This is a genomic window from Microbacterium sp. NPDC058389, from assembly GCF_042722305.1.
Taxonomy (GTDB): domain Bacteria; phylum Actinomycetota; class Actinomycetes; order Actinomycetales; family Microbacteriaceae; genus Microbacterium.
The window spans coordinates 115,273-132,576 of the sequence record NZ_JBHXJQ010000005.1 but is presented as its reverse complement, the minus strand read 5'-3'; the positions used below and the strand labels follow the sequence as shown (position 1 = coordinate 132,576).

14 protein-coding genes are annotated in these 17,304 nt (G+C 71.0%); 2 read left to right on the top strand and 12 right to left on the bottom strand.

The annotated features are described in order from the left end of the window. Positions 1-3: 3 nt before the first annotated feature. Positions 4-903: a DUF6492 family protein gene (locus tag ACFWJ8_RS09050; protein ID WP_378810757.1), complete on the bottom strand. Its 900-nt coding sequence runs from the start codon at positions 901-903 to the stop codon at positions 4-6. Beyond that, positions 900-1,931, bottom strand: coding sequence for a glycosyltransferase (locus ACFWJ8_RS09045; RefSeq protein WP_378810756.1), 1,032 nt, complete (start codon positions 1,929-1,931; stop codon positions 900-902). Before ACFWJ8_RS09045 ends, ACFWJ8_RS09050 begins: the two co-directional genes overlap by 4 nt. Positions 1,932-2,074: 143 nt before the next feature. On the opposite strand from ACFWJ8_RS09045, the gene ACFWJ8_RS09040 reads away from it, so the two are divergent. Continuing rightward, positions 2,075-2,605, top strand: coding sequence for an acyltransferase (locus ACFWJ8_RS09040; protein ID WP_378810754.1), 531 nt, complete (start codon positions 2,075-2,077; stop codon positions 2,603-2,605). On the opposite strand, the gene ACFWJ8_RS09035 is transcribed toward ACFWJ8_RS09040, so the two are convergent. From ACFWJ8_RS09035 to ACFWJ8_RS09025, 3 genes are read right to left on the bottom strand one after another with little or no spacing between them, the layout of a single operon-like run. Continuing rightward, entirely contained in the window at positions 2,594-4,057 is a 1,464-nt protein-coding gene (locus ACFWJ8_RS09035; protein ID WP_378810753.1) for an O-antigen ligase family protein, read from the bottom strand. The two genes, ACFWJ8_RS09040 and ACFWJ8_RS09035, sit on opposite strands and share 12 nt — an antisense overlap. A gap of 2 nt (positions 4,058-4,059) precedes the next feature. After that, the gene (locus ACFWJ8_RS09030; protein ID WP_378810751.1) at positions 4,060-4,905 is read right to left on the bottom strand and encodes a hypothetical protein; all 846 of its coding nucleotides are present in this window, start codon (positions 4,903-4,905) and stop codon (positions 4,060-4,062) included. After that, positions 4,902-5,582 (bottom strand): hypothetical protein, encoded by a 681-nt coding sequence (locus ACFWJ8_RS09025; RefSeq protein WP_378810750.1) that lies wholly within the window; start codon positions 5,580-5,582, stop codon positions 4,902-4,904. The genes ACFWJ8_RS09030 and ACFWJ8_RS09025 overlap by 4 nt, the downstream gene beginning before the upstream one ends. 427 nt (positions 5,583-6,009) lie before the next feature. Here ACFWJ8_RS09025 and ACFWJ8_RS09020 point away from each other — a divergent pair, with 427 nt between their 5' ends. Then, positions 6,010-7,659 (top strand): DUF4082 domain-containing protein, encoded by a 1,650-nt coding sequence (locus tag ACFWJ8_RS09020; protein WP_378810748.1) that lies wholly within the window; start codon positions 6,010-6,012, stop codon positions 7,657-7,659. A gap of 75 nt (positions 7,660-7,734) precedes the next feature. On the opposite strand, the gene ACFWJ8_RS09015 is transcribed toward ACFWJ8_RS09020, so the two are convergent. Genes ACFWJ8_RS09015 through ACFWJ8_RS08985 form a run of 7 tightly spaced genes read right to left on the bottom strand, consistent with a single transcriptional unit; the run spans position 7,735 to position 17,303 of the window. Then, positions 7,735-7,998, bottom strand: a complete 264-nt coding sequence (locus ACFWJ8_RS09015) for an acyl carrier protein (RefSeq protein WP_378810747.1) — start codon at positions 7,996-7,998, stop codon at positions 7,735-7,737. 22 nt (positions 7,999-8,020) lie between these two features. Beyond that, positions 8,021-9,310 carry a nucleotide sugar dehydrogenase gene (locus ACFWJ8_RS09010; protein WP_378810745.1) on the bottom strand — a complete coding sequence of 430 codons (1,290 nt, stop codon included), beginning with the start codon at positions 9,308-9,310 and terminating at the stop codon, positions 8,021-8,023. Continuing rightward, the gene (locus ACFWJ8_RS09005) at positions 9,307-10,629 is read right to left on the bottom strand and encodes a glycosyltransferase family 4 protein (RefSeq protein WP_378810744.1); all 1,323 of its coding nucleotides are present in this window, start codon (positions 10,627-10,629) and stop codon (positions 9,307-9,309) included. The genes ACFWJ8_RS09010 and ACFWJ8_RS09005 overlap by 4 nt, the downstream gene beginning before the upstream one ends. Before the next feature lie 14 nt (positions 10,630-10,643). Further along, positions 10,644-11,870 (bottom strand): pyridoxal-dependent decarboxylase, exosortase A system-associated, encoded by a 1,227-nt coding sequence (locus ACFWJ8_RS09000; protein WP_378810743.1) that lies wholly within the window; start codon positions 11,868-11,870, stop codon positions 10,644-10,646. Beyond that, positions 11,867-13,438, bottom strand: a complete 1,572-nt coding sequence (locus ACFWJ8_RS08995; RefSeq protein ID WP_378810742.1) for an acyl-CoA ligase (AMP-forming), exosortase A system-associated — start codon at positions 13,436-13,438, stop codon at positions 11,867-11,869. Before ACFWJ8_RS08995 ends, ACFWJ8_RS09000 begins: the two co-directional genes overlap by 4 nt. Then, positions 13,435-15,825: a glycosyltransferase family 4 protein gene (locus ACFWJ8_RS08990; RefSeq protein WP_378810741.1), complete on the bottom strand. Its 2,391-nt coding sequence runs from the start codon at positions 15,823-15,825 to the stop codon at positions 13,435-13,437. Before ACFWJ8_RS08990 ends, ACFWJ8_RS08995 begins: the two co-directional genes overlap by 4 nt. After that, complete coding sequence (locus ACFWJ8_RS08985; RefSeq protein WP_378810739.1) at positions 15,822-17,303, bottom strand: oligosaccharide flippase family protein; 1,482 nt, start codon at positions 17,301-17,303, stop codon at positions 15,822-15,824. Before ACFWJ8_RS08985 ends, ACFWJ8_RS08990 begins: the two co-directional genes overlap by 4 nt. Between the last annotated feature and the right edge of the window lies 1 nt (position 17,304).

Here is a 17,304-nt window from a genome sequence, read left to right as displayed (position 1 = left end):
AGCTCAGCTGCTGCTCGCCGCTCGCACGATGAAGGCGACCACGTCTTCATCCGTGCCGGAGTTCGACTGCACGTGGACGGCGATGTCGTCGGGTGGCATCGTCTCGACGAACTCGCGTGCGGTCTCCATCGTGAGGGCAGTCGTCCCCCAATGGCTGTGGCAGAGACTGCGCTCCCCCACGTTCGTGCGGCGGCTCGGCTCGGCGAGCGACATCACGTACGTGCCGTAGGTGAGGTATTCCGAGAAGTCGATGCTGGCTCCGACGGCGGTGCGCCAGTCCCGGCCCGTGCTCGCCTCGACCCGGTGGAGGCACTCGCGCACGAGCGCCGGATCCCAGCTCACGAATGCGGAGATGTAATCCGGCGAGTCCACCTCCGTGGTCTCCAGTCCGAGGAGCGCAAGCGCCCTCCTCCGCTGTGAGAGATGACGGGTCATCTGCTCCGTGATCCCGTGGGGACGTCGGTAGAGACGGACGACGCCGTCCGCCGTCCGGAACGCCCCTTCCCGCAGGGGCCGCACGACGACGACGTCGGAGTCGATCATCACCGCCACGTCGGTCGTGAGCTCGGAGACGACCGCGAGCTTCACGAGCTGCTGCATGATCCAGCCGCGCACGGGCGGCCACGGTCGGGCGGCGTTCACCGCCGCGAGGCGGAACCCCCGAGGCATCCCGGGCAGCGTGGCGATCCACGAGGTCTGCAGGAACTTCCGCGGGAGCACCGCGCTGTAGCGGCGCACCTCCAGCCGTCGCGAACGGATGGTGCCGAAGAGCTCTGCGTGCGCATCCGGCACGACGACGATGTGGCGCACCTCGTCACCGCTGTTGCGGACGAGCGATTCGTGCATCCGCTCGAAGCCCGCGAAGTCGGGGGCGTAGCTGGCGGTGACGAGCGAGAGGCTCATGACGTCGCCGCTCCCCCCGAGCGCGCGACCCCGCGGGGTGCGTCCGCCGCCGGACCGGTGGCATGCGGCAGTGACGACCACGATCGAGGCGACAGGACGGTGCGCAGGATCGCCCGATGCTCGGGGGCCGCCGAGCGCGTGAGCTCGTTGAGCACGGCCGTGGCGTGGAACAGCAGGGTCGCCGCCGGCCCATGGTACTTCGCGTAGTAGCGGATGCGGTTGACGGCCAGCAGAGTGGCGAGGGCGACCGACGCACCCGAGCCGCCCTCCGCGTGACGGACGACGGCCGCGGGCTCGAACCACACCTGGAATCCGGCATCCCGGGCCCGGCGACAGTAGTCGGTCTCCTCCGAATACAGGAAGAATCGCTCGTCCCACTCCCCGATCGCCGCCGATGCCTCCCGCGAGACGAGCAGCGCGGCGCCCGTCGCCCATTCCACCGGGTGGGCCACGGCATACTCGGCCGGCGGGAGCACCATCTCGGTGAGCGCTGCAGGACGCCGGCGCAGCCGTCCGCCGACGAGCGCGTCGCACACGCTCCGGAGCACCGACGGCTCGCGACGCAGCGACGCGGTGCGTCCGTCCGCGCCGTCGAGGATGACCGGGACAGCGAGCCCGACGCCGGGCTGGGCGACGCGCTCACGGAGCGCGGCGATCGCGCCCGGGTGCACGACGAGATCGGGATTGAGGATCAGGATCGCATCAGCGTCGCCGGCCGCCCCCATGGCCGCGTTGATCCCCCCGGCGTAGCCGAGGTTCCCGCCCGTCGGCAGGGCGACGACGTCGGTGTGCGCGCGGGCCACCGCGAGGGTGTCGTCGGGCGAGTCGTTGTCCGCGACGACGACCCGGAGCCGTTGCCCCACCGCCTCGCGGCGCAGCGAGTCGATGAGCCCCCCGATGTCGGCGGCGGAGCGATAGGTGACGACCACGACCGCGACATCAGCGCGGTCGTCCGGTCCGACGAAGCGGCCGTCGCTCCGATCACCGCCGGCGCGCGCGGGGTCGCCCCGCTCGTTGTCAGGCACCATCGCCTCCCCTCGCGTCCCCGCCGGCGGGCCTGCCCCCGTTCCCCTCGGGGTATGTGCAGGACCGTCGGCTCTTGCGCACCGTCGCGAAGCCGATGATGATCACTCCGGTGAGGAACCTTCGCAAGACTCTACGCTTTCTCCTCGTGCTCGTCCGGCGCCGGCTGTTCAACATCTGGCTCAACGGCATCGTGGCGTCGGAGCTCCTGCCCGAGCACGCGCGCTGGCTCTTCCTGCGCGCGTCGGGCATGCGCGTGGAGCGCTCGCTGATCGACTCCGGCGGGTACATCGGCAGCACCCGCATCGTGATCGGCCGCGGATGCTCGATCAACCACGGCGTGTTCCTCGACGGCTCCGCCCCGGTGGTCCTCGGACGGAACGTCTCGCTCGGCATGAACGTCCTCGTGATCACCGGCACGCACGAGCCGGGGAGCACCGTCAACCGCGCGGACGGCGCATTCACGACCGGGCCCGTGAGGATCGAGGACGGTGCGTGGATCGGAGCCGCGGCGGTCATCCTCCCGGGTGTGACGATCGGCCACGGGGCCATCGTGGGCGCGGGATCCGTCGTCATGAAGGACGTCGCCCCCGATACCGTCGTCCTGGGCAACCCCGCGCGATTGGTGCGCCGCCTCGATGCGGACGAGCCTGCCGACCCGGCGCCATCAGTCCGCTGAACTCTGACGAGGGCGCCACGGCGACGCCGCGGCCGGCTCGGCCGCGATCGGCTCGTAGACCGTGAAGTCGTCCCCCACCGACAGCGCGGACGGCCGAGGTCCCCACACCCGCGCCGTCTCGTTCGCGGCGGCCACCGTCCGGATGGCACCGCACAGTCCGACCAGCACGAAGAGCAGGCCGGCGGTGATGGGGAACGCCAGCCCGTCGAAGAAGGCGAACAGCAGGGCGACATTCAGCACCGACGCGGCGAGGGCGTGACCCACGAGCCGCGCATCCGGCCAGATGCTCCGCTGGCGCGCGTCCCAGGCGCTCCACATCGCCGTGACCAGGATCGCGCCGAACGCGACCACCCCGATCACGCCCACCTCTATCGCGGTGATGGCCCACTGGTTGTCGAAGATGTAGTACCGCGGCAGGAAGGTTCCCGATCCGACACCGATCAGCGGAGACGGCGACATGAACTCGGTCAGTCTCGCCAGCGCGTCCGTGCGGGAGAGCGTGCTGCCGTCCTCCGAGGCGCCGGTGAAGAGTCTCGCCGTGGCCCCGGCGAGACCGGGGATCGCCGCGATGAGCACGCCGACCAGGACCACGCCCCCGGCGACGACCTGCACCCGATACCGTGGCGGGATCGCGGGGATCATGGCGACGACCGCGACCGCGAAGCCGATCATCGCCGAACGCGACAGCCCCGTCAGCGCGACGACGGCGATCAGGGCCGTCGCCGCCCACCACCACAGTGACGCAGCGCGCGACGCCCCCGGCCGGAACCCACGCGTCAACGCGGCCGCGATACAGATCGACAGCCCCGCGTTGAGAGTCGTCACGAGTTCGAGCGGATGCGTCGCGGTGGCCGAGGCGCGGATCTGCCCGTTGCGCTCCGCGACCCCGCCGAAGCCGAGGGTGAACCCCGGAACGGAACCCCAGAAGTCGAGGAGGTACTGCTGCGTGACGACCTGGACGAGCGCGAGCGCCGCCAGCAGCGCGACACCGATGCCGATGCGGCGGACGAGACGCGAGACGTCGCGCATCGTCTGGACCCCGTCGAGGATGACCAGCAGCACGCCGGCCGACGAGACGAGACCCACGACCCATGTGATCGCGGGGCTGATCTGGTCGGCGGGCTGGCCGCGGAGCATCGCCGCACCGAAGCTCACCAGCACGATCACGAAGTAGACGACGAAGGCGAACCGCACGGGCTGCGAGACCCGCTCGACGTCGACGGTGCGCCATTGCAGACGTGACACCGCCCAGAACACGAAGAGCGCCAGCCCCCACAGCAGCGCCGGGCGTCCGAGGGATCCGAGGCCCGTGATCGTCACATTGGACGGGATCGCGAGGAGGAGCACGAGATAGACGGTGACGAGCGTGGTCGCGTCCCCCACCCGGTTGGATCTCGCCAGTGCCGTGTGCCCGGTCGCCGGCCGCGGGATCTGACCGCCGAACGTCGTCACCGTCATCCTCCGGAGGCGCCCGGCCGGTGCTCCGAGGCGGCCGGCGAGCCGGACGCCGGCTGCTCCAGCTGGGCGTCCAGCTCGTCGAGTGCGTCGAGGTCGGCATCGTGACCGGCGGCGCCCGGACGACCGGCATCCGGGCCGTCGAGGTCGGGATCATCGCGGTCGGGATCGTCGCCGGCCGCGGCGCCGCGACCTGGATCGTCCGGTGCGCCCCGCTCATCCGCGGTCACCGGCGCACCGGCGCGGCGTCGCCTGCGCTTGGCCAGCCCATCGACCAGCGCCGTCACGAACAGCGCGATCGCGGCGACCAGGAGCGCCGCGCCGCCGGCGATGAGCAGCCGGGTGCGCTCGATCTGCCGGCTCTGCGTGTCGACGGCGAGCGTCGTGATCGACATCCGGGAGTCGCCGGCGATCGACTCCTCCTGCTGCATCGACTCGAGCGTCGACACGGTGCGATCCATCATGATCGCGAGCAGCGCCTCGGCGTCGGCGTCCGAACCCGCCGTGACCTTGATCGTGATGATCGGCGCCGACGTGCCCGAGCGGCTGACCTCGACCTCTGCGCCGGGGAAGTCCGCCAGCACCTCGCTCAGCACGTTCTCGCCCATGACGGCCTGCACCACGATGTCGGCCGGGAGGGCGAGCCCACTCAGATACAGGTAGGGGTTGGTCGCGTCCTCGGGGAGCGAGCCCATGCCCGGGAGCACGATCTGCACCCCTTGGCGCTCGTACTCGGGTTCGACCGCCATCCACGCGGCCACGCCGCAGGCGACGGCGAGCAGCAGCCCCGGCACCACGATGTACCAGCGCCGCAGCATCATCCGCCACGCGTCCGCGAGCTTCATGTCGTCCTCCCCCGTGTCACCGGCACCCCGGCGCCACGCCGGTGCCGTGCCGCCCTGTCCCACACCAGCGCTGCGCCGACGCCGGCGATGAGGCCGGCGATCGTCATGGCGGCGAACGCCGCCAGGGTGCTGGCGCGGGTGGGCGCGATGTACTGGACCGTCGTCGACAGCGGGTCGATGGACGGCACGACGAAGTCGGCCTCGGGTGCTCCCGCCTCCTGCTGCAGCTCGTCCGCCGTGCGCAGCACCTCGTCGATCAGAGCGGACTGTCGCACCTCGACCTCCCGCTGCGAGCGGCCGATCACCTGCACGGTGACCGCGGCGACGGGGTGGTCCGTCACCCATTGGTTGCCTGAGAACGACATGCCGACCACTTCGGCGTCGCGGACACCCACGCCGTACAGCGGAGCCTCGTCCTGCGAGTATCGCTCCGGCGCCCGGCCCTGGTTGACCCGCAGCGCCACCATGTCGGCGAACGAGATGACGCTGTCGTTGGTGAACCCGTTGTCGAGTTCGGTGCGCGCAGCGCCGGGCCAGCGGAACTCGACGACGGCGCGGGTCGAGTACGTGCCGCCGTCGTGCAGGAACATCGCCGTCAGGATCGCGGCGAGCGCCAGCGCGACCACGGTGGTGTACCACCTCCGTGCGACGACTCCCAGGATCTGGCGCACCGTCACGATCCGGCTCCTCTGCCGATGGACGCGGTCCCCCATTGGCCGCGCCGTGCTGAGAGCAGAGTATCCGCGGAATCTCGGTGGCGGCTGAGTACACGCACGCTCCGTCCGAGACCCGCCGAACCCCCGGCGGTCGTCCCCGACGGCGGTGAGGCACGCGGCGCCTCAGAATGAGAAACCTCTCACCGCGACGGCGGGAGTACCATCGGATGCACTGGGGTTCAGCCGCGGCCGAGTACGCCGCCTTCCGTGATTTTCCGCACTGCCCGACGCCGTCGCGACTCACGACACCGCGAGCTCTCCCTCGGAGTGAGAAAGCTCTCACTCCGTCGTTGAGCGCGAACGCCCGTGCGAGGGTGGAACGCGCTGGCGATCGACGCCTGCCGGACCGGTGACATCGCGGTCCACAGATGACGAAGGAACTCCGAGCGTGCATTCTGACCTCTCGATGCAGAGTCGCCGCAGCCGCCGCGACGCCATCACCCGACCACGACCCAGCGTCTGGGCACGGCTGGCCACGGCCTTCGCGATCGCTGTCGCCGCCGCGGTGGCCGTGTCGCTGCTCTCGACGATGGGCGCATCCGCGGCGACACCGACCGGGGTGTTCACGGCCTCCGACGCGCCGCGGACCCTCGCCGACCCGGACACGGCCTCGGTCGAACTCGGGGTGAAGCTCACCGTCGCGACGGCGGGCGTCGTCACGGGCGTCGAGTACTACGCCACGCCGGCCAACGGCGGGACCCACGTGGGTTCGCTGTGGGGACCCGACGGCAAGCGCCTCGCGAGCGCCACGTTCCCCACCGCGACGAAGAGCGGCTGGGTCAAGGTCTCGTTCGCGACCCCGGTGACGGTACAGCCCGGCAAGACGTATGTGGCTTCGTACCTCGCGCCGAAGGGCCGTTATGCGGTGACCGAGAACTTCTTCACCAAGGCCCGCACGGCGGGCGATGTGACGTTCCCGAAGAACGCGGGCGTGTACGCCTACGGCACGGGCGGATTCCCCACCAAGGTCTACAAGGCGTCGAACTACTACGTCGACGTGCTCTTCGTCGCGGGCAAGCCCGGTGCCGGCACCACGCCCGGCGTCACGCCCACCTCCACCGCGCAGCCGAGCCCGAGCGTCACGCCCACCACGACCCCGACGCCGACGACCTCCCCGACGAGCTCCCCCACTCCGACGGCCGCCCCGACGCCGACGGCCACCCCGACGCCCACGACCAGCCCGTCGCCGGGTACCGGCGGTCAGAAGAACTGCATCACGAACCCCAGCGCGTGCGGCTACCCCGATGCGACGAACACCGGAGTCAAGGCCGGCGTCACGCTCACCCGCGTCCCGGAGGACGCCACCAGCGGCCCCGGCTGGACGTGGCGCTCCGACATCCGTGCGGTGGAGACGACCGGCAACGGTGTGACCATCCAGGGCCTCAAGATCGCCAACGGCTCGATCATCGTCAAGCACAGCGGCGTGACCCTGCGCAACGTCTCGGTCGCGTCGACCGACTACTACCCGATCAACTGCGTGTACTCCGGGGCGACCCGCGACGCCGACAGCTGCCTCGGGCTGACGGCGGAGGACGTCGAGATCAAGGGAACGGCGAACTGCCAGGCCGCGATGGCGTTCAACGGCTACACCGCCCGGCGCGTCTACGCACACGGCTGCATGGACGGGTTCAAGGCCGACTCGAACGTCCTCATCGAGGACAGCTACGTCACGGCACTGACCTATGTGCCGGAGTCCTCGCCGGGGGCCGGTGACGCCTCGCACAACGACGGTGTCCAGTCGACGGCGAGCGGCAACATCGTGGTGCGTCACACCACCTTCAAGCTGGGCAACCAGTCCGGTGTGAACGCCGTGTTCCAGATGGGCGTGAAGGGCCGCGACAACCACGGCGTGACCATCCAGAACAACCTCATCGACGGCGGCGGCTGGATGCTCAACGCCACTCCGATCGACGGCATCCTGGTCAAGGACAACCGGTTCACGCACCGGTCGACCTGGGGCATCGGCTACGTCAGCGGCGGCTCGTGGACGGGCAACTACTGGGACGACACGCTCGCCCTCGTCGCCGAGAACGACTGACGCAGAAGACCCGGCGCGCTCCGCAGAGCCCGACGGCCACGACAGTGGCGTCGGGCTCTGCGGCCGTCCGGACGATCAGGCCGCCGCTGCAGCGACCTTCGCGTCGACGAAGGCCGTGAGCGCGCCGACGGTCTCGAAGATGTCGGCGCCGAACTCGTCGTCGTCGATCGTGATGTCGAACCGTTCCTCGATCGTCGCCACGAGCTGCACCACGCCGAAGGAGTCGAGCTCGGGAAGCTCGCCCAGCAGCGCCGTCTCCTCCGTCAGGTCGTCGGGGGTCTGCGGCAGCTCGAGCGCGTAGATCAGCGCCTCGCGCACGGCGTCCAGGGATGTGGTCATCGGTCGTCCTTCCTCGTGTTCGTCAGATCCTGCTCAAAGCGAGCTGCGGCCAGTGCCGCGCCGGGGTGTTCGCGTCGAGCACGGGCACGCCCGCGTCGAGGAGGACGCCCTCCGGGGCACGGTCGGACCCCAGGATGATGCCGTCGGCACCCGTGATCGCCGCGGCCCGGGAGCCGACGAGGAGCCGCTCGAGGTGCGGCAGGCGAAGCCGGATGTACGACTCGTTGCTGCCGACGAGCTCGGCCGGGTTCACGACCTCGTCGAAGATGCGCACCTCCACGCCTTTGCCGGTGAGCGTCTCGGCGATGTCGACGTAGGGACTCTCACGCAGGTCGTCCGTGCCGCTCTTGAAGGCGAGTCCGAGCAGGGCGACGCGCCGCCACCCCAACGACAGCACGTGGTCGACCAGACGCCGCGTATGCGAGGCGTTGCTCGGCAGAAGGCTCTCCAGCAGCGGCGCCGCCACATCGGCGTGACGGACCGCATGGATCAGGGCGCGGACGTCCTTGGGCAGGCAGGAGCCCCCGAAGGAGGCGCCCGGACGGAGATAGCGCGCCGAGACGTTCAGCATCTTGTCCTCGACGAAGACGGCCATGAGCGCATCGGCGTCGACGTCGTACGCGTCCGCGAATCGTGCCATCTCGTTCGCGAACGCGATCTTCACCGCGTGGAAGGCGTTGCTGGCGTACTTGACGGACTCCGCCGTCGCGATCGACACCTGACGGACCGGCGCGGCCACGCTGTCGAAGAGATCGGTCACCGCGGCGAGCGCGACGTCGTCGTCCGTGCCGATGATCGTGAAGGGCGGATGCCCGAAGTCGACGATGGCGGACGACTCCCGGAGGAACTCGGGGCAGTAGGCGACGCTGTACCGCCCGCCGGCGGGATCGGGCATGCGCTCCGCGACGATCCGCTCGGTCGTGCCCGGCAGCAGCGTGCTGCGGACGACGACGGTCAGGTGCCGTCCCTCGGGATGCTGCTCGAGGAAGGCGCCGATCTGTCCGAGCACCTCCTCGACGAAGCCGGTGAACAGCGCGCCGTTGGGTGCCGACGGCGTCCCCACGCACACGACGGCGACGTCGGCGTCGTTCAACGCGCGGACGGCGTCGGTGGTCGCGGTGAGACGCCCGGCATCCACCACCTCCGAGATGAGCGACGCCAACCCCGGCTCGGCGAGGGGCGCCAGGCCCCGCCGGACCGCCAGCACCTTCGGCCGCGCGAGGTCCACCCCCACCACGTGATGCCCCGCCTCGGCGAGGCAGGCGGCCGTGACACTGCCCACGTACCCCAGCCCGAACACGACGACTCTCATGCTTCTGCCCTCCTCTTCATGTCGGATGCCTCCAGATCGATCCAGTGCTGCGGCACCGCTTCGCCGACAGCCGTGGCCGCTGTGGCGGCCGCCCTCTCGGCGGCGAGCCGCCCGTAGGTCGTTGTGAGCCTCTCCGCCTGGATCTCCCAGCACAGCTGCTCCTCGAAGCGCGCCCGCCCGGCCTCTCCCATCCGCCGCGCGAGGGCCGGATCGCCCAGCACCTGCTCCACGGCGTGGGCGAAGCTCCGGGCGTCGTTGTCGCGGGTCGCGTAGAGCGAGGCATCCCTGGCCGAATAGCGCCCTTCGCGCACGTCGAACTGCACGATGGGCCTGCCCAGCGCCATGTACTCGATGATCTTGTTCATCGTCGACAGGTCGTTCATGGTGTTGACCTCATCGGGGTTCACGCACACGTCGGCATCGGCGAGGATGCTCTTCATCACGTCGTCGGGCACGCGGCCATGGAATTCGACCCGGTCGGCGATCCCGCGGGTCCGCGCCAGGGACTCCAGGCGCCCCCGGTCGGGCCCCGATCCGATCAGCGCGAGATGCACGTCGAGGTGCCGCTCCGCGACGAGCACCTTCACGGCGTCGATCAGATACTCGATGCCCTCCTGGCGCCCCATCACTCCGACGTAGCCCAGCAGGTACCGCCGCCCCCGGTGCCAGTCCTCGCCGGTCGAACGATACGACGCCCACGAACGGGAGGGCCCCGACCGCACCACCGTCACGTCCGAACCGATGAAGCGGCCCCGCCTCATCGCGATGTCGCGGTAGCTCTCGTTGGTGGAGATGACGTGGTCGGCCCACGCGTAGGTGCGCTGCTCGCACAGACGTGCGACCCCCACGAAGAGCCAGGGCAGCGGCATCCGCTTCGCCTGCACCAGCTCGGGCCCGATGTCGTGCTGGTCGAACACGAGCACGCTCCCGTCCTCCCGCTTCGCGCGTTTGGCGACGAGGTACAGCAGATCGGGCGGATTGCAGAAGTGGACGATGTCGAAGGGTGCGACGCTGCGGGCCACCTCGAACGTCCGCGTCATCCGGCTGAGTGACACGACGTACTCGTTGACGTACCCGAAGATGCCCTTGGCCTCGCGCGGGGCCTCGTAGCGGTTCACGCCGACGCCGTCGATCACGAAGTCGCCCACGGGATGGTGCTCATCGCTCGGGCAGATGACCGTCACGTCCGCTCCGGCGGCGGCGAGCGACGTCGCCTCCTGCCAGACGCGACGGTCGAACGGGACGGGGAGGTTCTGGACCAGGATGGCGATGCGCCGTCCCCTCAGGGTCCCGACTGCTGCCTCGTGTTCGGATTCCATTTCTTCTCTTCCCCTCAGACGAGGACTTCCGCCGGGGCCGGGTGGCCGAGGAACGCCGTCGGGCTGGCCGTCAGGCCGTACGCGCCCTGCTGGAAGACCACGATCAGATCGTCGAGCTGCGCCGCCGGCACGTCGACATCGTCGCCGAGCAGGTCCAGCGGGGTGCACAGGCATCCCACGACGTCGACCTTCTCGGCGGGCTCCGCGTCGGCGCGGTTGCCGACGATGAGCGGGTAGTTGCGCCGGATCGCCTGCCCGAAGTTGCCGGAGGCCGCGAGCTGGTGGTGCATGCCGCCGTCGACGACGAGGTAGGTCCTGCCCCGCGACACCTTGCGGTCGAGCACCCGCGTGACGTAGACCCCGCACTCGCCGACGAGGTAGCGGCCCAGCTCGATGACCGGCACGGCATCGGGCATCCGCTCGGAGATCGGCCCGTCCACGAGATCCTGCAGCGAACTCGCCACGACGTCCAGATCGAGCGGGCGGTCCTTCGCGGTGTAGGGGATGCCGAACCCTCCGCCCAGGTTGAGATAGCGCACCGGCGAGCCGACGTGCTCCGCGAGGCGGCTCACCAGGTCGACGGTCCGCCGCTGCGCCTCGGCGATCGTCTCGGCGTTGAGGTTCTGGGATCCGGCGAACACGTGGAACCCGATCAGGTCTATGCCGGATCCGGCATATTCCCGCAGCACATTCGGGACGATCTCGGCATCCATCCCGAACTGCTGGGATCCGCCTCCCATGCGCATGCCCGAGCCCTTCACGGCGAAGTCGGGGTTCACCCGCACGGCGACGTGCGGCACCACGCCCAGTTCGTCGCCGGCATCGATCACGCGGACGAGCTCGGTCGTGGACTCCACCTCGACGACGACCTCGGCGGCGACCGCCTGGCGGATCTCGGCCGGCGTCTTGCCCGGCCCCGCGAAGCTCACCCCGCCGGGCCGGATCGGCGCGTCGAGTGCCGTCCGCAGCTCCAGCCCCGAGGCGACGTCGATGCGGTCGACGCGCTGGGCGAGGTGCTGCACGACCGCCGGCATCGGGTTGGCCTTCATCGCGTAGCTCAGCTCCACCCGCGTCGGCAGCGCGCCGCGCAGTCGGTCGATCCGAGCATCGAGCAGTCCGCGGTCGTAGGCGAAGAAGGGCGTCGAGCCGACTCTGGCCGCGAGCCGGCCGAGGCCCATGCCGCCGATCCTCAGCTCGCCGTCGACGGTGCCGAACGCCTCGAGATGCTCCTGCGGTGTCATGCCGTCACCTCCCTGACGATCGCGCGGCGATCGAACTTGCCGTTGGGCGAGCGCGGCAGGTCTGCACGCGTCTCGATCGTGGACGGAAGCATGAACAGCGGCAGCAGGCGTCGCAGCCGGGCGTGCAGCCCCGCCGGGTCGAGGTGGGGTGCTGCCGGAGTGACGACGAGGACGATGCGCTGTCCGAGCTCCGGATCGTCTACGCCGAAGGCGACGGCATCGCGCACCAGTCCGGTGCTGTACGCGGCCTCTTCGATCTCGGTCGGGCTCACGCGATAGCCGGAGGTCTTGATCATCTCGTCCCGGCGTCCGACGAAGTAGAGGAACCCCTCCTCGTCGGCGACGACGGTGTCGCCCGACCAGACGGCCGGCTCGGGCGCCCGCCACGGCTGCCCGGGATGCGGCATGAGTCGGTAGCGCTCGGCGGTGCGCTCCGGATCGTTCCAGTACCCGAGGGCGACGAAGGCTCCCCGGTGGACGAGCTCGCCCTCCTCCCCCGGCGCACACCGCGTGCCGTCGGGACGGAGCACGAGGATCTCGGCATTGGGGACCGCCTTGCCGATCGATCCGGGGCGGCGGTCTACCTCGGCAGGGTCGAGGTAGGTCGAGCGGAACGCCTCGGTGAGCCCGTACATGAGGTACGGCTTCGCGGCGGGGAAGAGGCTGCGCAGCCTGTCGAGCGCGGTGCGCGGCAGCCGCCCCCCGGTGTTCGCGAAGTAGCGCAGCCGCGATGCCGCCGCCTGCGGCCACGGCACGTCGGCGATCTGCAGCCACAGCGGCGGCACGCCTGTGAGTCCCGTCACGCCATGGCGCTCGCAGAGCCTCGGCACGTCGTGAGGGAGGAGATAGTTCATGAGGATCACCGAGGCGCCCACCGAGAAGGCGGTCGTGATCTGGCTCAGGCCCGCGTCGAAGCTGAGCGGCAGAGCGCTCAGGATGACGTCGTCCGCGGTGTTCTGCAGGTAGGTGCTGACGCTCTCCGCGCCGGCGATGAGGTTGCGGTGGCTGAGGACGACGCCCTTCGGGCGCCCCGTGCTGCCCGACGTGTAGAGGATGGCCGCCGGGTCGACGTCGATCGTGTCGCAGGCGCGAGGCTCGGCGTCGGCATCCTGTCCGTCGTCCCACAGATGGATCTGCGGCGCGGCCGGCGGATGCTCGGGGGGCTTGCCCACCACGACGACGTCGGCCACGAGCGTGGCGTCCGCCAGCTCCTGCGCCAGCTGTCCGAGGCGATCAGCGGACGTGATGAGGATGCGCGCCCCGCTGTCGCCGAGGATGTGCGCCACCTGTGCCGGCTTGAGCACATGGTTGATCGGCACGAAGATGCCGCCGGCGACCGACGTCGCGAACATCGCCGCGACGGTCTCGATCCGCTTGTCGAGGTAGATCGCCACTCGGTCGCCCCGCTCGAGTCCGAGCTCCTGCAGCTGCGCTGCGGCGGCACGGACGATCGCCCAGGCCTGGGCGTAGGTGACGGAGTCGTCGCGGTATACGAGCGCGTCGGCTTCCGGGGTCGCCGCCGCCGCCTGAGCGAGCAGGTCGTGCACGTGGGATCGCGTCGGAGTCATGGCGCCGTCCCCTCCTCGTCGAGCCACGCCAGCAGCTGGCGCGCGCGGGACGGCCAGCCGGCATCGGCCACGGACCGGCGGATCTCGCGGTCGTCCGACCGCGCGCGGACACGCTCGTGCACGAGCGATGCGAACGCCTCCGCCGACCCCGCTGTGCTGACGAACCGGGCGTCGAGGCCCTCCGTCGTGGCCACGTCCGTCGCCACGACGGGGCGCCCCGCGGCCAGATACTCGATCGTCTTCAGCGGGTAGCTGCGCCGGTTGAACATGGTGTCGGCATAGGGCGTGAGGCCGACGTCCATGCACGCGAGATACGCAGGCAGGTCGTCGCGCGGCACGGCGGTCACCCACTGGACGCCGGGGAGGCGCGTCAGCGCCGCGAACCTCTCGGCGGTGTCCGACGAGTGGAAGCGCTGCGGCCCCACCAGCAGCAGGCCGATCCCGGTCCCCTGCACCGCCTGCAGGACCGACAGGTCGACGCGGGAGTTGAACTGCCCCACGACACCGGCGATCGGCGACGGGAGCCGCACGTCCTGCGCGCGTTCGACATCCGGGCGCGCGAGCACGTCGAGATCCGCACCGTTGGGCAGCCAGCGCGATGCACGGCTCGTGCGCTGCAGGTGGCGGGCGAGTTCCGGGGTGACGGCGAGCACCAGGTCCGCCTCGCGGAGGTTCGCCTCGCGCGCGGTCCCGAGGTAGCGCCGGTCCACGCCCCACAGTGCGCCGGCCTCGACGAAGTCGTCGGTGGCGTAGTAGACCTTCCGGCCGGGGAGCCGCCGGGTGTGGGCGAGCATCGGCGACGACGACGCGCAGACCACGGCGGAAGGAGTCAGGCCGTTCCTCCGGAGGTACGCCTGGGCGATGACCCCGCACCACACGTCGGCGATCCATCGGAGGACGGGGCGCTGGTTCGCCGGCACGATCGCGCCACGGAGGCGGACGATGTTCGGGCGGGGGCTGGTGACCGCCGGCACCGACGGCACGCGGCGACGCAGCGGGCTCTGCGTCGGGTCCACCCAGATGACCGGGCGCTGCCGCGAGATCTCGGTCACCAGCTGCCGGTCCGTCCCCGCGACGTCGTCCCAGGCGACGCCCGGGAAGTAGAGGATCGGATCGTGCGCGGCGCCTGCGGCGCGGGGAGCGCCTGCCGTCACGTGGCGCTCGCCGGCGACCGGAACCGCGTTGAAGTCGTCCGTCGGCGCACGGCCCAGCCTGCGGGCCACGCCGCGACGGAGGTAGTAGCCGCCCAGTGCGCCGGCCGACGCCGCGGCCGAGAGGAACCGGCGCTTCTGATCCGCGCGCGCGGCCCACGCATCCCGGTACACGGCCACCTGGCGGTGGGCGGCCTTCGTGATCGAGAAGTCCTCGACGAGCTCGCGGCTGAAGGCGCCGAGCTCCCGCCGGAGATCCTCGTCCGCGAGCAGAGGCTCCAGCTCCGCACGCAGCCGGCCGGCGCCGTCGGCGCGACCCTCCCCGACGCCGTACCAGCCCTGCCAGCGGAAGACCTCCGCGGTCTGCCGCGACAGGGTCCGGAAGAACCCGTGCTCCCCCTGAACGATCAGCGGCTTGCCGAACGCGAGCGATCGGAGTGCCGATCCGCCCATGCCGAGCATGATGTCCGCGGTCGCGTACGCGACCCTCGGGTCGGCGAGCTCGCCGGTGAAAACGACGCTCCGGCGCCCCCGCCCTGCGTCGGCGCGTGCGGCGGCCTTCACCATGTCCGGTCGTGAGCTGCCGTCGCCCACGATCAGCAGCTGGAACGGCAGCGCATCGGCGAGCTCGCCCGCGACCTCGATCGCGGCGAGGATGCCCTCCGCCTTCAGGTCGGGCACCAGGCGACTGACGCACGCGACGACCGGTCGCTCGTCGAGCCCCCACCTGGCGCGGAACGCCGCGATCTCGGCATCCCCCGGCGCAGTGTTGTGGGCGAGGTCGACCGGCGGCTCGATCAGCGTCACCGCCAGGCGTCCGCGTGCCTGCTCGACCGCCGAGATCTGCTGCGTGCCGACGACGAGCGGCATCCACTTCGGGAGGAAGGGCGCCACGGCCATGGACATGACCGTGCAGACCGCGGCGGCGTCCGGCAGAGGCTCCGTCGCCAGCGCGGCCTCCAGCGCGGGCGGCCACTCGTAGCCGTGCACGACGTCGATGCCGCGTTCGACGACGAGCTCGCGGATCGCTCTGGCCACGTTCTGCGACGGGCGGCGCCCGGGCTCGGGCGATTCGACGAACTCCAGGCCCAGCTCGTCGATGCGCGCGCACAGCGTGCCGCGGCGTCCGAAGACGATGCATTCGTGGCCGATCGCGGTCACCGCGGCGGCCAGCTCGATCGCGTTGAGCTGGCTGCCTCCGAGGTCGAGGTCGTGCGGGCAGACGAGGATCTTCACGGCCTCGCCCCTTCCGCCGTGGCCGCGCGGGCCGTCTGCAGGATCCCCAGGCTCCGCCGTGACAACAGGAGCAGTCCCGCGCTCGCCGCGACCGACAGGGCTCCCGCGACTGCTGCTGCGAGCAGAGGGGACGCGATCAGCTGAGCGCACAGGATGCTCGCCGCCAGCACGACGCCGCCGCCGAGCAGGGGGACGAGGGTCGCGCGGGCCAGCGCGAGCAGGTGCACGCCGGCACGCCCGAGGGCCCAGCCGTAGCCGCCGATCATGACTGCGGCGGCGACGACGAACTGCGCAGCTGCGACGCCCGCGATGCCTCCCCGGTCGGCGCCGAGGAGCAGCGCGGGCACGAGCACCGCGAGCCACGCGAGCTGGATGATCAGCAGCGCCGTGGACCGGCGCTTGACGGCGAGGAAGTCGTACGACAGCTCGAACACGATGCGGATCGCCGCCTGGAGCGCGAGCCACTGCAGTGCCAGCGCGGCCGGAGCCCACACCTCTCCGTAGACGAAGATGACGACCGGCAGCGCAGCGCCGGAGAGGAACGCGCACGCGGGGAGCGCCACCGCCAGCACGACACGGAACGCCGCCCGGAAGCCGGCATCCATTCGGCTCGCATCGCCCTGGATCCGCGCGAACGCCGCCGGCGCGACAGCCCTGATGGGCTGGGACAGCATGTTCACGGGCCAGCTGGCGAGGTTGAAGGCCAGCACGTAGAAGCCGAGCGCCTGCGAGCCGAGGAGCGCGCCGACGATCAGCTGATCGGCGTACGCGACGGCGAAGACGACGATGCTCGCCCCCGCGAGCGGCAGGCCGAACCCGAGCAGCGGCCGCACGAGCGTCCGGTCCCAGCCGAAGCGCAGCCGCTCGGGCGAGAACGCGATGATCATCGCGGAGAAGACGACGGTGGCGACCACGCGTCCGATCGCGAGGCTCATCGCCCCCACGCCGAGGACGGCCAGCACGATCGAGATGCCCGCGCCCAGCCAGACGTTCACCTGGTCCGCGATGGTGCGCCTGCCCTGCTGGAACCCGCGCTGCAGGAGGGCGGCCGGGGTGGCGACGAGCCCGTTCAGCGGGACGCACACGAGCATGAGCTGGACGACGGGGGTGGCGTCGGGATCGCCCATCGCGGTGGCGAACGCCGGCGCGACGGCGAGCCCCGCGGCGAAGATCAGCGTGCTCGCCACGACCGAGATCGTCGTCACCGTGGGCGCGATGCGGCGAGGGTCGCCGTCCCACCTCACGATCGCGAGGCTGACGCCGAGCTCGTTGAAGCTGAGCACCGCCATCAGGGCGACCATCGCGACGGCGAAGGTGCCGAACTCCTCGGGTCCCAGCAGCCGCGCGATGACGATGCCGATCGCGAGGCCGCTGAGCTTGCCGATCACCGTGTTGGCGAAGCTCCACCCGAGCGCGCGCCGCGCGGTGGGCGCGCGGGACCCGCGTTCGGTGTCCGTCGTCGAGCCGCGCACCCGCATG

What these genes read in the sequence shown, in the direction of transcription:
- ACFWJ8_RS09050 (WP_378810757.1), bottom strand. Translation starts at nt 903, where the DNA reads ATGAGCCTCTCGCTCGTCACCGCCAGCTACGCCCCCGACTTCGCGGGC.
- ACFWJ8_RS09045 (WP_378810756.1), bottom strand. Translation starts at nt 1,931, where the DNA reads ATGGTGCCTGACAACGAGCGGGGCGACCCCGCGCGCGCCGGCGGTGAT.
- ACFWJ8_RS09030 (WP_378810751.1), bottom strand. Translation starts at nt 4,905, where the DNA reads ATGAAGCTCGCGGACGCGTGGCGGATGATGCTGCGGCGCTGGTACATC.
- ACFWJ8_RS09015 (WP_378810747.1), bottom strand. Translation starts at nt 7,998, where the DNA reads ATGACCACATCCCTGGACGCCGTGCGCGAGGCGCTGATCTACGCGCTC.
- ACFWJ8_RS09010 (WP_378810745.1), bottom strand. Translation starts at nt 9,310, where the DNA reads ATGAGAGTCGTCGTGTTCGGGCTGGGGTACGTGGGCAGTGTCACGGCC.
- ACFWJ8_RS09005 (WP_378810744.1), bottom strand. Translation starts at nt 10,629, where the DNA reads ATGGAATCCGAACACGAGGCAGCAGTCGGGACCCTGAGGGGACGGCGC.
- ACFWJ8_RS09000 (WP_378810743.1), bottom strand. Translation starts at nt 11,870, where the DNA reads ATGACACCGCAGGAGCATCTCGAGGCGTTCGGCACCGTCGACGGCGAG.
- ACFWJ8_RS08995 (WP_378810742.1), bottom strand. Translation starts at nt 13,438, where the DNA reads ATGACTCCGACGCGATCCCACGTGCACGACCTGCTCGCTCAGGCGGCG.
- ACFWJ8_RS08985 (WP_378810739.1), bottom strand. Translation starts at nt 17,303, where the DNA reads ATGCGGGTGCGCGGCTCGACGACGGACACCGAACGCGGGTCCCGCGCG.